Source organism: Clavibacter vidaverae (assembly GCF_047529985.1).
Lineage (GTDB): Bacteria > Actinomycetota > Actinomycetes > Actinomycetales > Microbacteriaceae > Clavibacter > Clavibacter nebraskensis_A.
The window spans coordinates 1,817,911-1,832,122 of sequence record NZ_JBLJAM010000001.1 but is presented as its reverse complement, the minus strand read 5'-3'; the positions used below and the strand labels follow the sequence as shown (position 1 = coordinate 1,832,122).

Here is a 14,212-nt window from a genome sequence, read left to right as displayed (position 1 = left end):
GACCCGCGTGCGAGGCTGGGGCCGCGCGCGGCGACCCGGACCGCGCACGGACACGAGGGGGAGCGCATGGCGGCGACCATGAGCGACGTCGCGCGCGCCGCGGGCGTCTCCATCAAGACCGTCAGCAACTACTTCAACGGCTACCCGTACATGCGCGAGGGGACGCGGGCGCGGATCGAGGCGGCCGTCGCCGAGCTCGGCTACCGGATGAACGTGTCGGCCCGGAACCTGCGCTCCGGCCGGTCGCGCATGATCGCGCTCGTGATCCCCGAGCTCGACAGCGCGTACCTCGCGCCGCTCGCGCAGGACGTGATCGACGCGGCCGACGAGCTCGGCCTCAGCGTGCTCGTCGAGACCACGGCGGGGCGCCGCGACCGCGAGATCGGCGCGCTCTCGGGCCTCCACCGGCAGGTGCTCGACGGCGTGATCTACGAGCCGCTCGCCCTGCACCAGGAGGACGCGGGCCTCATCGACCTGAACGTGCCGCTCGTGATGATCGGCCAGCGCTTCCTCGAGGGCCTCGCCGACCAGGTGCTCATCGCCGACCGGGACGCCGCGCACGCCGCCGTCGCGCACCTCGTCGAGACCGGCCGGCGCCGCATCGCGCTCGTCGGCGTGCGGGAGGCGGACGAGCCGACGGGCGCGGCGCTCCGGCAGCGCGGCGCCGAGGAGGCGCTCGCCGCCGCCGGCATCCCGCTCGACCCGCGGCTCCGGGTGGATCCCGGCCCCTGGCGCCGTGAGGCCGGCGCCGCCGCGATGGCCCGCCTCCTCGACGACGGGGTCGAGCTCGACGCCGTGTTCGGCTTCAACGACTCGCTCGCGCTCGGCGCCCAGTGGACGCTCCAGGAGCGCGGCATCCGCGTGCCCGAGGACGTGGCGGTCGCGGGCCTCGACGACACCGAGGACTCCCGCTTCGCGCAGCCGCCGCTCACCACGGTGTCGCCCGGCCGCCGCGCCATCGCGCGCCGGGCGGTGGAGATGCTGGCCGAGCGGATCGAGCACGGTGCGGACGCGGGCGCCTTCCGCTCCGAGACGATGGGCTTCGAGCTCATCGTGCGCGGGTCGACGGTGGCGCGCGGGCGCTGATCCGGGGCACGCTCGCCGCGGGTGCTTCGGCACGACCTCGATGCTGATGAGCCATCCCGCAGCCGCCGACCTGGCAGGGAGGCACCCGATGCAAACTAGGACGAACGTCTCCTTGCGCTTGTGGATTGGTTGACGCGCGTCCACGAGTGCGTGCCCAGGTTCGAAGTCCTGGACAACCGACCGAGAGGAAGACGATGAAGAAGCTGCCATTCAAGTTGCTCGGACTGGCGCTCACGGGCGCGATGGTCAGTGGCGCTGCGCTCGTGACCGTGCCGGCTGGTCCGGCTCATGCTCAGGACACGGCATCGGACTTGGCCTATGCCGAGTGCCATTACGACCATGACTTCGACTCGTGCCAGTTCCTCGCGGAGCAGGGGCAGAACATCACGGAGCCGGAGCTGAAGTGCCTCGCTGCCGCGGGGATCACCATCGCAGGTCTCGCCGTCGGTGACGGCATCGGCGAGGAGCTCGCGGCGGACATCGCGCGCAAGTACCTCGCCGCGGGTGCGACCGGTTGCCTCGGGTCGTTCCTCTAATGTCGTCTCGCATGACGTCGATGGATCGAAAGAACATTCCAACCTGGATCGCGGCTCTGGTCGCATTCCTCCTCGCCGCGATCTGCTTCTCCCTGATCCCATCAGGCTGGGCGATCGTGGTCTACGGCGTGCTGGTCTTCGGCATCGCGTTGATCTATCGGGCTTCGTCTTCGAGAGCGAGCAGGTAGTCCGTCACCCAGGGGTGTCACGGCTCCCGCGAGACACCCCTCGGTTTGCCTCCTCCATCGAGCGGTAGCGAGGGCGCCGCGATCAAGGACGGGGACGAAGGTCGAACCGCCCAGTGAGGTAAGGCTATGCTTACCCGCGGCCCGGGCTCCCCGCCGGGCCGATGCCGGCCTCGACCCCAGGAGACCCATGCCCCGCGCTCGCGCCCTCGCCCGCCTCACCGCCACCGCCGTGACGGGCCTCGTGCTCGTCGCCCTCACCGGATGCGGCGCGTCCGAGGAGGTGCCGACCGCGTCCGTCGCGGACGCGGGCCAGGGGTCCACGACCTACCCGCTGACGCTGTCGAACTGCGGCCACGACGTGACGATCGACCGGGCGCCCTCGCGCGTGGTGTCGCTCGACCAGGACTCCACCGAGATCCTGCTGTCCCTCGGCCTGCAGGACCGCATGGTCGGCACGGCGTCGTGGACGGATCCCGTGCTCGACTCGCTCGCCGACGCGAACGGCCAGGTGCCGCGCCTCGCCGACAACGCGCCCACCTACGAGGTGCTCATGGGCGCGGATCCCGACTTCGTCACCGCGTCCTTCGGCCGTCACTACGGCACGGGCGGCGTGGTCACGCGCGACCGGCTCGCCGAGACGGGCATCCCCTCCTACCTGTCGCCCACCGACTGCGACTCCGACGTCAGCATCAACGGCGGCGGCCAGCGCACCACGCCGCTCACGGTCGACGCGCTGTACCAGGAGATCCGCGAGATGGCCGAGGTCTTCGACGTGAAGGACCGCGGTGAGGCGCTCGTCTCCTCGCTCCAGCAGCGCGCGGCCGCGGCCACCGACGGCATGGACCTCGGCGGGGCGAAGGTCATGTACTGGTTTGCCGACACGAAGACGCCGTACATGGGCGGGGGATTCGGCGCCACCGCGCTCCTGTCCCGCCAGGTCGGCCTCACGGACGCGTTCCCCGAGGTGCGCGACGACTTCATCGCCACGGGCTGGGAGGACGTCGTCGACCGGGATCCGGACATCCTCGTGCTCGGCGACCTCCAGCGGAACCGGTTCCCCGGCGACAAGCTGCAGGACAAGGTCGACTTCCTGAAGAGCGATCCGCTCACGCGCGACCTCACGGCCGTGAAGGAGGACCGGATGGTGGCGCTGCACGGCGCCGAGATGAACCCGTCGATCCGCTTCGTGGACGGGCTCGAGAAGATCCGGGCGTGGTGGGACGCGCGCGGGGGCCGGCTCTGAGCGCCGCCGCCCCGCGCGCTCCGTTCGCGACGGTCGCCGCGCGGGTCAGGGGCCTGCCGCACGCCGTGCGCGTCGCGGTGCTGGTCGCGCTCGGGATCGTCGCGGTCGCGCTCTCGGTGGGCGTCGCCGTCACGCTCGGCCCGGCCGACGTGTCGCTCGTCAACGTGCGCGACATCCTCCTCAACCACGCCGGGCTCACGCGGATCCCCGTGCGCGTCTCCGAGGACGCCATCGTCTGGCAGGAGCGCCTGCCGCGCGCGCTCGTCGCAGCGGCCTGCGGGGCCGGCCTCGGCATCTGCGGCGTCGTGCTCCAGTCGCTGCTGCGGAACCCGCTCGCGGACCCGTTCGTGCTCGGCGTCTCCTCCGGCGCCTCCACCGGCGCCGTGCTCATCGGCGTGCTCGGCCTCGGCGGCGGCGCGCTCGGCATGTCGGGCGGCGCCTTCATCGGCGCGCTCGTGGCCTTCGGCTTCGTGCTCCTGCTCGCCCGGTTCTCCTCGGGCGGCACGGCCGGCGTGATCCTCGCGGGCGTCGCCAGCACGCAGCTCTTCTCCGCGCTCACCTCGCTGGTCGTCTTCGCGTTCGCCGACTCGGACGAGACGCGCGGCATCATGTTCTGGCTCCTCGGATCCCTCGAGGGCATGCGCTGGGACGAGGTCGGCCTGAGCGTCTCCGTGGTCGCCGTGGGCGCGGTCGTCTGCCTCGCCTACGCCCGCTCGCTCGACGCCTTCGCGTTCGGCGAGGAGGTGGCGTCGTCGCTCGGGATCCACGTGGGCCGCACCCGCACGATCCTCCTGGTCGTCACCGCGCTCCTCACGGCGACGCTCGTGAGCATCGCGGGCGCCATCGGGTTCGTCGGCCTGGTGCTGCCGCACGCCGCGCGCCTGCTGTTCGGCCAGCGCCATTCGCGCGTCGTGCCCGCCACCATCGTGCTGGGCGCCGTCTTCATGGTGTGGGTCGACGCGTTCTCGCGGCTCGCGTTCGCGCCCACGCCGCTGCCGGTCGGCGTCGGCACGGCGCTCGTCGGCGTGCCCGTGTTCATGCTGCTGCTGATGCGCAACCGGGGGCGCGCATGACGCTCGAGGCGCGGGGCGTCAGCTGGTCGCGGGGCGGGCGGATCGTGGTGGACGACGTCACGCTGGAGCCGGCACCCGGATCCACCGTGGGGCTGCTCGGGCCGAACGGCTCGGGCAAGTCGTCGCTGCTGAAGCTGCTGCAGGGCGCGGCGTCGCCGGACTCCGGCCGCGTGACGCTCGACGGCGCCGACCTCGCGGGGCTCCGTCGGCGCGAGGTCGCTCGGCGCGTGGCGACCGTGACGCAGCACGGCGAGACCGAGGTCGACATCGTGGTGCGCGACGTCGTGCGCCTCGGCCGCACGCCGTACCGGACGCTCCTCGGCGGCGACACCGCGGAGGACCAGGCGGCCATCGACCGCGCGATCGCGCACGTCGGGCTCGAGGCGAAGGCCGACCGCGCCTGGCGCACGCTCTCCGGCGGCGAGCGGCAGCGGGCCCACATCGCGCGCGCCCTCGCGCAGGAGCCGCGCGAGCTGCTGCTCGACGAGCCGACCAACCACCTCGACATCCGCCACCAGCTGGAGCTGCTGGCGCTCGTGCGCGACCTGCCCGTGACCACCGTGGTCGCGCTGCACGACCTCAACCTCGCGGCGATGTTCTGCGACAGCGTGCTGGTGCTGCGCGAGGGGCGCGTGGTGGCGGGCGGTCATCCGCGCGAGGTGCTCACGCCCGAGCTCATCGCCGACGTCTACGGGGTGCGCGCCGTCGTCACGCACGACCAGGCGGTCGGCTGCTCGCGCGTGCTGTTCGACGCGGCGCCGCTCTAGCTGCACCGGGTCATGACGTCGGTGACCCGAGGGCCGCGGGCATCAGCACGTGGCTCGAGCTGATCAGGTCAGCGTCGTCGTCCCGGATCCCGGGTCGAGGACGTCGCCTCCAGCACGTTCCGTTCCCGCTCCGGCCTCGGACGCCTCGGGGCTGACCAGGGCCGCGACGACGGATCTGACAGCCCTACTCCGCTCCAGCCCCGAACCGAAGCACCCATCGAGGCGCGCGCCGACGCGAGACACCGAGCTCCCGCGCGACGTACGAGAGGGGACGGCGATCATGCACGACGCGCACAACGAGCAGACGTCGACCGAGAACAGTCAGACGAGCACCACCGATGGGACATCGAGGCCCCCTGGCGATGGTCGGATCTGACAGTTCCATCACGCCCTCACGAGCTGCAGAATCGGAACGGAGTCGCGGCGGACAGGCGGATCTCGACGCGGTGATGCGTGGCCTTTCTCCGGGCGCATAGCCCAAGGGGTTGCAACCCGCATCTCCGGACAGCAGACCGGCTCGCGAGCGCAGGACTCACGCGCCCTAGGCGGCGAGAGCTCTTCCGGACAGCCCCTTCCGGTTGCAACTCGGAGACCCGGTGCCCCTTCTTCGCCAGAAGGTCTTGCCGATGAGATGACGACGACGCTCAATGGGGCTTGAGCGCGAAGCAGACGGGCCCTAAAGGCCATGAGCGGTCATCGTGCCGTATCGGGGCCGGCATGATCCGCATGAGCACCGGTGTCGCGTCCTGGGCAGGAACCGGACGACGTGCCCACTCCACCCTCCTAGAGCGCCCCCCGCGAGTCCTCGGGACGTGGTATCGTCCGAGCCTTCTCCGATCCGATGGGTGGACATGCAAGTTCGGGCTGCAGGGCCGTCTCTCTCGCTAGTGCTGTTGGCGGCTGTCGTCGGATTCGCAGGGTGCACCTCTGATCCGACTCCGGAGCCGGCGCCCGCGCCGAGCATTCCGGTACTCAACACGGAGGCCGCTGCCCGCCAGCTCCAGGTGGGCGACTGCTTCGACACGAGCGACCTTGCGGTTCCGTCGGCCGACCGCGTGCAGCGGGACTGCTCTTCTGAACATGAGGACGAGGTCTACGCGCGTATGACCCTCGGAGACGATGCTGCTCGACCCGACGACGACCACCTACAGGCTTCCGCGTCTCAAAAGTGCCTGGATGCATTCGAGCCTTATGTCGGCCGAAAATTCGACGACTCTGACCTGGGGTACTCGTACGTGTATCCCTCGGTCGACGCATGGCCTCTGGGGGACCACGAAGCTGTCTGTTATCTCGTCAACCATGCAAGTGCTCCGCTCACCAAGTCCATGCGGGATTCTGGGGCATAGTCGCCCAGCGGCTCCTCGTCGGCGTCGTGATCACGTCGCTCCGCAGAGTGGAATGTTCTGTGACACTGGCGACCAGGGCGGCCGCCTCCACCGTTGGAGTGCTCACTCGATTCATGTCCCGGATGGTCTTCGACGTCAGGATATGACCCTTCTCCGCGCGGCACGAAGAACGTCCGCGCCGGCGACTCGGAATCGTCAGGCCGAGTTCAGCATGAAGTCCTGAGCTGATGGGCCGCGATGAAGCGGCTCATCGGGCAGACGGTCGTGTCACGACGGCTGGGCCCTGAGGAAGTGCGAATGTAAGCGTCGTGATCGTCGTCCCACTCATGACGCGCCCGAGGCGCTTGCCATCTACATCCCTCGCGTGGGCCCTCCAAGACGTACGAATGGACCTCGACGGAGGAGGACGCAGGAGATCGGCCCACTCGCGCATGATGTCATCCATATGACCTGCTGACGCACTCCAACTCTCTCGACGTGGCCAGCCTGCGCCCGCCGCGTGCGCTCGGCCCGCGCCACGTCGAGGGCGAACACGTTCCTCGGTCGAACCAGGACCTGAACATCCCGCCCGCACGAGCACCAGCACGCAGGGCGACTCGTCTGACCCGCGTCACCGCGCCCACTGGCCATAGCAAGGAGGAGGGCGGTCGCCCACCTGAAGGAGTGATCCGACGACATGGGGCGCCGGGAGGGGCCCCGCCAGCAGGGTGGGGAGAAGCCCGAAGCGCAACACTGCTCGGGTGTTAGCTTCCAGATCACCCTCATAGGACGTGTGAGGTTCCTATGAGAGAGACCCGATGCGCCGTCACACCTACGGGCACTTCGTGGCCCTGGCCACCGCCGTTGCCCTGTCCGCGAACTGCCTCGTCGCTCCTGCCTCCGCGTCGACTCACGAGGGGGAGCTGCTTTCCGCCTCGCAGGTCAGTGCCGCACCAGCCTCGCTCAGTGGCACCAGCCTGCCAACAGCTACGGCGCCTGAGCTGCCCGCCATCACGCCGAACGTCCCGACCCCGAGCGCACTCACTGAGGCGGCAGCATCCATGCACGGGACGTCGGCGTCCACGTTGGCTTCCTCACCTTCGACACCCCCTCCTCCCGCTGCGGACCGCACGGCAGGTCATGGGCCGAAGCTCACCCCTTCACCTGTGCAAGAGCAGCAGCATGTTGACTTGCCCGCACCTGAGCAGGGGGTCGTCCCTGTGGCGGCGGACGCGTCCCCAGGCGCCCACCCCGCGACTCGACGCTTGTCTACGCAGAAGATGGCGGCACCGGAGAAGCGCGATGGGCGCATGGCGATAGCGGACGCCCCGATGGTGGTGAATGCGGAGGGTTCATCGAAGACGGTGATGGAGTCGGCTCAGGCCAACATGGTCCCGACCAATTCGGAAGCGGTCCCGGCTTCGCCCGGCGATGGGGCGGTCAACGTCGGAACCACACCGGTCCTCACCGCCTCGGCGTCCGGCATAGATGATTTCAAGAAGCCGCAGTACCGGTTTCTGATCTGCCCCGCCTATAAGATCAACCAGTACGGATTTGCCTGCACAAGCGGGACGGCCGTCGACTCCGGCTGGACCGACGCATCGAGTTGGCAGGTCCCCGATGGCCAACTGGCGCCGGACACCACGTATACATGGACCGTAGGCGTCAAGGAGGAATCAAACCCGTTCTTCTTCTCATCAGGAAGCGTCGCCTATTCCATGGCAACCGGTGCTGCTCTTCAGGACCCGGGTAAAGGTTCCGCCTGGTCGCAACTCAGTTCCCCGGCCAACGGATCCACGACGACATCGCTGACACCGGCCCTTTCGGGACACACGACCATGGCAGGCGCCGACCCTTATCAATACGACTTCCAGGTCTTCACATGCCTTTCTGCGACGTCCTGCCAAAAGGGGCTTCAGGTTGCTGATTCCGGGTGGTTGACCGACGGCAACTACACGATACCCGACGGCGTGCTGTACAGATCAGCAAACTACGTGTGGTCACTTAATGTCCGCGACAACCCGTACGTCTACCAGGTAGGAAATCAGAACTGGTCCTTCGGTGAAATAGTGCCGCTCCCGACCGGGACGTACTACGGTTCATCGTCTATCGCTACCGCGGTTGCAGGCGTCGACCTCGGCGACCGCCACTACAGCACCACGTCGACTGACGCGAATGCATCGTCGGCCGGCGGCAACCTCGCACTGAGCAGGACATACAGTTCCACCAACCCCAACGCGTCATCCTTTGGGGTCGGCTGGTCGAGCGTGTTGGACATGTTGATAAGCGACAACAGCATCGGCGAGACCGTCCGGATGGGCGACGGACACGAAGTCGCGTTCGGATTGAACCCCGACGGCAGCTACAGCGTCGACTCTCGGAACGCCGGGATGGCCTTGACGGGTTCGAATGGCAATTTCGTGCTCACGGACGCCGGGGGGAACTCATACTCCTTCACCTCGAACACGCTGACGTCGATGACCAACGGACAGGGACTGATAACCGATGTCCTGCGCTCATCCGGTCAGGTCTTCGCCTTGACAGATCGCACATCGGGTCGCTCAATCGGGTTCGTGTGGAGCGGATCGCAGATAGCGACCGCATACACCAGTGCCACACCGATCACAGCACCACCTGCGGCCGTTCCGCCCATCACCTCCCCTGCGGCATCTTGGACCTATACCTACTCGGGTACCACTCTCACGAAAGTGTGCCGTTCGGGAACGCATGGAGGCTGTCACAGCTTTGGCTATACCGCCGACAGCACGCCTCTCCTGAGGGCGATGGGCGACAGCGCCGGTAACCCGCAGACGCAGATCAGCTATACCGACGGTGCCACCACGGGCATCACCGACGCATCGGGGACGACCAAGTTCTCCGCAAGCCCCGGAGAGCGAGGCGACACGATCGTCGTCACCAAGCAGAGTGGCGCGGTCGAGACGTACACCACGAACATATTCGGCGAGCCTGTAGGGCTTCGTACTCGCCTTGGAGCCGCGACGAACTGGACGTACGATATCGCGGGTCGCATGACGGCTATGAATTCCGACTCCACGTTCCTCGCGGCCGTATATGACGTAGCGGGACATCTGATCCAGCACTCTGACTCACTCGGTACGCAGAAATACACCTACGTCAAATCGGGTGATGGGGCAGGAAAGCTGGCTACCGCTTCTGTGCGCGGTGACTACAGCATCGATACTGTCGCTCAGTCGTATCAGTACGACTCGGCTGGGCGCGTCGTCGCCATCCTCAATGGCCCGGGCGGAGCTACGCAGCGCTCCACGACATACGCCTATACCAGCGGTGCTGAGAGCGCTGTCGGCGGCGGATCCGTGCCCGCCGGGCTCGTCAGCAGCACCACGAATGCGGCGGGCACCACCGAGTCGTTCGAGTACGACAAGTACGGGCAGCTGGCAATGGAAGTGGACGTGCGCGGTCTGACACGTGCATTCGCCTACGACTCGCTCGGTGATCTCACCAGGACGACCTTGGCCATGCCGCACGGGAGCGGCGCGTATCAGGGCACTGCCTACAGCTATGGCTCCGATGGGCGACTCGCGTCCAGCACAGGCTCCTCGTCCATCGACAGCATCTCGGGCGCAAAGCGCCAGGTGACGCGGCTCTACACCTACGATGACAACGGCAATGTCCTGAGCAGCACCGATTCCGCAGCATCGAACGACGCCCGAACCCACAATTACACATACGACACATTCGGTCGTCGGCTCACAGAATCCGAACCCAGCGGCGACAAGCTCCATGCATTCACCTACGACGCCTCGGGCAACCTCAGCACCGACACCGACGCCCGCGGTAGCACCACCCGGTACACGTACGACGAAGCAGGCAATCGGCTCACCAGCGCGGTGGATTACCGGACGCCCAACAGCGGTGGAACGAATTCCCGCACCCTCGAGACCGACACGTATGCGCCCTCCGGTCAACTGGCGACCCGCACCGACGCGAGCGGCCAGACCTACGTCTACACGTACCGTACGGACGCCCTGGTCGCCACGATCACTGCGAAGGGCGTTCCTGCCGGTGACGGGACTCATGAGGATCTCTCCGTCGCCGCGTACGCATATGACGCCTACGGCCAGATCACGCAGGCGTCCACGAACGATGCGAAGCACGTGGTGACGGTCACCTACGACCAGTTCCAAGAGCCGACGGAGATCAAGGACACCTCTCAGCCACGTGGAGCCGACGCGGTCACGCGGGATACGAGGTACACCTACGACGCGCTCGGGGACCAGTTGAGCGCGAGTGATCTCGCCGCAGACGGCACGGCACTCCGCACTGAGCAGCTCACCTACGATCCCGCCGGCGCCATGGCCAGCGACACGATACGGACCAGCGCGTCGAGCAAGGACGCGACCACGACGTGGTACCAGCACGACCCTGCAGGACGCCTCATGAGCGTCACCGACCCCGACGGCTCCGAGGCGGGCGACCCGGCGCACACGACCAGGTTCGGGTACGCCGCCGACGACCTGCCGACCACGCGGACCGCACCCCCGACTTCTGCCGGGACCGCGGTGACGACTCTCGGTTATGACGAATTCGGGCGGCAGAACACCATCCGAGACGCGACGGGCGCGGTCACCACGGTGACGTTCGACAAGAACGGCAACATCGTGACCGAAGCCGATCCGTCGCACTCGAAGGGCGGCAAATCGGCCACCACGAACGCGACATACGATGCGGCCGGTGACGTCCTCTCCGTGACCGATGCCAACGGAGCGACGACGAATTTCGATTACGACTCGGCGGGGAACCGGGTGCGCACGACCTCGCCGGCGTCGAGTGCTGGCGGTGCGAGCCGCGTATCCACCAGCTCCTACGATGCGGCCGGCAACGTCACCAGCAGCACGACCCCTTCGGGCGCGAACACCACCGCCACCTATGACGGGCTGCGCCGCCTGACCAGCAGCACCCTGCACCTACGCGTTCCACTCGGGACGGACGACCGCACCACGAGCTTCGACTACATCGACTCCGGCTACGGTCGCACGACCACGACCCCGGGCGGTGGCACCACTACCGAACTCAACGACGCGTTCGGTCAACTGGTATCCGTCTCAGACCCGGACAAGGTGACGACGCGTTACGGCTATGACCTGTTGGGTGATAGGACGACCACCATCGATGGCGTCGGCACGACCCAGACGGTGGGCTACGACCCACGTGGAAGAGCCACCGCATCGTCCGTGTCAGGAGCCGACGGCAAGGTCGTGCGCTCGGAGGCGTTGCGATACGACGCAGCGGGCAACCAGATATCTGCAACCGACCCCCGTGGCAATATCACTGCCCTGGGAGTCGACGCGGCTGGCCATCTCACGAGCATCACCGCCCCTGGCCAAGCAGCAGCTACCGCGACATACGATCTGAAAGGGAGACAGACCGGATACACCGATCCGACTGGCGCGAGCACGACGGCGACGTATACGCCGGCTGGCGATCTCGCGACGCTGACAGCGCCTGCAACGGCTAGCCAGCAAGACGCAGCCCTTCGAACCCGCACCTACTCCTATGACGCGGTCGGGCACAGGACGAGCGCCACCGCGCCTGACGGCTCGAAGGTGACGAACACGTTCGACACGGCCGGAAACGTCACCGGACAGACGGCCACCGCGGCCGGGTCGACAGCCACCCGAACCTTCGGATACGACGCCGCGAACCGGCTGATCACGTTCAGCACCAGCGGCGGACTCGAGTCCCTCACCTACGACGACTCCGACGCCATCACGTCAGCGAACGGCCCAGACGGCAACGCGACCTTCGAATACGACGCTGATGGCAAGGAGACCTCGCGCACTGATGCCGCCGGGAGATCCACCAGCACCTACACCCCGGCTGGGCGGCTGAAGGTCCTGGCAACGGACGGAGCCAGCGAGAAGCTGAGCTACGTCTACGACAATGCCGGCCGTGTGCGCACGATCACCTCGGGCGGCTCCACGCAACGCACCATCAGTCACGATGCGGTCGGTGATGTCCTGGCGGACACCGTCAAAGACGCATCCGGAGCGAACTTGTACGGGCAGGTCAACACGTGGGACGCGAATGGCAATCTCACCTCCACCGTGATCAGCCCCAGCACCGCAGCCGGAAGCGGAACGACCGGGTACACCTACGACGCCGACGAGCAGCTGAGCTCGTGGACGGCTCCCGGGAAGACACAGGAGCAGATCACGTGGGATGGAGCGAAGCGGGCGACGCAGGTCGGCGCAGAAAAGAGAACATACAACCAGCAGGGCGAGCTCCTCACGGCAGGCAGCCGCACGTACAACTACTCCGCCGCCGGATCACTGGCTTCGGTGAGTGACGGCCCGTCAACGACCACCTACACCTACGACCCCTTCGGTCAGCTGAGCGGTGACGGCGTGAACTCCTATTCCTACGATGCCGTGGGTCGTCTGACGAAGAGCGGTGATCAAGGTCTCACGTACGCCGGACTGACATCGGAGCCGGCCACAATCGGCTCGACCAAGTTGCAGCGCTCGGCCGACGGAACGCTCACTCGGGTTGACGGCGCCCAGGTGGTTCAGAACGCCCACGGTGACCTGACCGCAGAGCTCTCTGGAGCGTCCCTGACCGGGAGCACCGACTACGACCCCTTCGGTGCCCGCATCGCGAGTGGCGGCAGCATGGCCAGTACCCTCGGATTCCAGTCTCAAGTCACCTCCGACGGGCTGACGCATATGGGATCCCGGTGGTACGACGCTGGATCGGGCTCCTTCCTGTCCCGCGACCGCGGTGCGCTGCCGTTGAACCAGCAGTCGCGTTACAGCTATGGCGCGGGAAACCCGACGACGAATGCGGATCCCGAGGGAAATTGCGTCGGCCCTGTCGCGATCGTCTGCGCGGGAGCAGTCGAAGGCGCGGAGATGGGATCTTTCGGCGAACCGGGCCTCGGTACGGTGGTCGGCGGTGTGCTCGGTGTCGCCGTGGGCGGGCTTCTGCTGGGCGTGGGTCTTCGTTGCGCCACGACAGAAGAGTGCCTATACGGCGCGCAGTCGGATAGTGGGCAAGGGCATGCGGTGGGTACGCACGGGAGCGTTCCGAACTCTTATATGGACTCCTGGCGATCGGCATCGAATTCAGCTGTTCACTCAGGCAGCTTTCCGCGAATCGGCCCGCTCAGCATCCCCAAGATCGGCCCGCTCAACATCCCCAAGATCGGCCCCATCAACATCAACATCGATCTGTCGGGGTTGGCGGCAACATTCGCCGGTTTCGATGCGTCCATGTCACAGTTCCAGAAGTCGCTGGATGCGCTGAATCAATCCTTAGCGCAGCTCAACGCCTTCGAAGCGAATCTCGAGATGGGGACCCCCGCCTGGGTGCGCACCGGCGTCGTCCCAGTAGGGGCAGCTGTATACGGAAGCTGCGCGGGAATCGGTAGCAGCGGGCTCACGTCCTGCTCTCCCGCCGCCGCGATTCCCAGCCTCACCACGGCGGTCCTTCCCGCCGCGCGACAGAACACCACCGTGGTCCAGAACGCCAGTCAGGCACAGTCGCAGGCACCAGCAACGAGTGGGAGCACTAGCGCGGCAGGCAACGGGGGCTGTGAGCCGGGGCAGGTATCCACCTCCGTCGGCTGCGAGACGCTATCCCAGATCCTGCAGCGCGTGGTGACTCGCGAAGCCGACCGGCTCAGCAACAACACCGACGCACTTCGTGATCTCATCTCCCCCGATGAGCAGGCGGCGGAGGCGACGCGACCATTCCTGGCAAGGCCCAACATCGGCAAAGCGCTAGAGCGGATAGTGCAAAGAGATGACGATGTTAATACGTATTTCGAGCACGTTGGTGGGAACTCACCCGTGGACTTCGTCGGCAAGCCCGACGGGCTGGGGTACGAGATGACGACGGACACCCCAAGTACTCTGGCACGGCACTTGGCCCGGCCTGAGGTGGATGAGACCCGAATCGCGACGTACTCCATGCGTCAGTTCGCACGCTACCTGACGCAACTCTTTGGTGGGTAG

The 14,212-nt window shown here is 67.2% G+C and carries 8 protein-coding genes and 1 pseudogene; 8 read left to right on the top strand and 1 reads right to left on the bottom strand.

Annotated features, from left to right (window positions below):
* Nucleotides 1-66: 66 nt before the first annotated feature.
* From ACMT9T_RS08560 to ACMT9T_RS08535, 6 genes are all read left to right on the top strand, one after another.
* Nucleotides 67-1,086, top strand: coding sequence for a LacI family DNA-binding transcriptional regulator (locus ACMT9T_RS08560; protein WP_414745141.1), 1,020 nt, complete (start codon nt 67-69; stop codon nt 1,084-1,086).
* Between the two features lie 194 nt (nt 1,087-1,280).
* Nucleotides 1,281-1,622 carry a hypothetical protein gene (locus ACMT9T_RS08555; RefSeq protein WP_414745140.1) on the top strand — a complete coding sequence of 114 codons (342 nt, stop codon included), beginning with the start codon at nt 1,281-1,283 and terminating at the stop codon, nt 1,620-1,622.
* Nucleotides 1,623-1,642: 20 nt separating this feature from the next.
* Nucleotides 1,643-1,810 carry a hypothetical protein gene (locus tag ACMT9T_RS08550; protein ID WP_414745139.1) on the top strand — a complete coding sequence of 56 codons (168 nt, stop codon included), beginning with the start codon at nt 1,643-1,645 and terminating at the stop codon, nt 1,808-1,810.
* A 187-nt stretch (nt 1,811-1,997) separates the two neighbouring features.
* Nucleotides 1,998-3,053: an ABC transporter substrate-binding protein gene (locus tag ACMT9T_RS08545; RefSeq protein ID WP_414745138.1), complete on the top strand. Its 1,056-nt coding sequence runs from the start codon at nt 1,998-2,000 to the stop codon at nt 3,051-3,053.
* Nucleotides 3,026-4,126 carry a FecCD family ABC transporter permease gene (locus ACMT9T_RS08540; RefSeq protein ID WP_414745869.1) on the top strand — a complete coding sequence of 367 codons (1,101 nt, stop codon included), beginning with the start codon at nt 3,026-3,028 and terminating at the stop codon, nt 4,124-4,126. Before ACMT9T_RS08545 ends, ACMT9T_RS08540 begins: the two co-directional genes overlap by 28 nt.
* Nucleotides 4,123-4,893, top strand: a complete 771-nt coding sequence (locus ACMT9T_RS08535; protein WP_414745137.1) for an ABC transporter ATP-binding protein — start codon at nt 4,123-4,125, stop codon at nt 4,891-4,893. Before ACMT9T_RS08540 ends, ACMT9T_RS08535 begins: the two co-directional genes overlap by 4 nt.
* Nucleotides 4,894-4,982: 89 nt before the next feature.
* Here the strand turns inward: ACMT9T_RS08535 and ACMT9T_RS08530 are convergent.
* Nucleotides 4,983-5,278: pseudogene (locus tag ACMT9T_RS08530) on the bottom strand (leucine zipper domain-containing protein); the annotation flags it as partial.
* Nucleotides 5,279-5,744: 466 nt separating this feature from the next.
* On the opposite strand from ACMT9T_RS08530, the gene ACMT9T_RS08525 reads away from it, so the two are divergent.
* Complete coding sequence (locus tag ACMT9T_RS08525; RefSeq protein ID WP_414745868.1) at nt 5,745-6,239, top strand: septum formation family protein; 495 nt, start codon at nt 5,745-5,747, stop codon at nt 6,237-6,239.
* Nucleotides 6,240-7,483: 1,244 nt separating this feature from the next.
* On the top strand, nt 7,484-14,212 hold the full coding sequence (locus ACMT9T_RS08520) for an RHS repeat-associated core domain-containing protein (protein ID WP_414745136.1): 6,729 nt from the start codon (nt 7,484-7,486) through the stop codon (nt 14,210-14,212).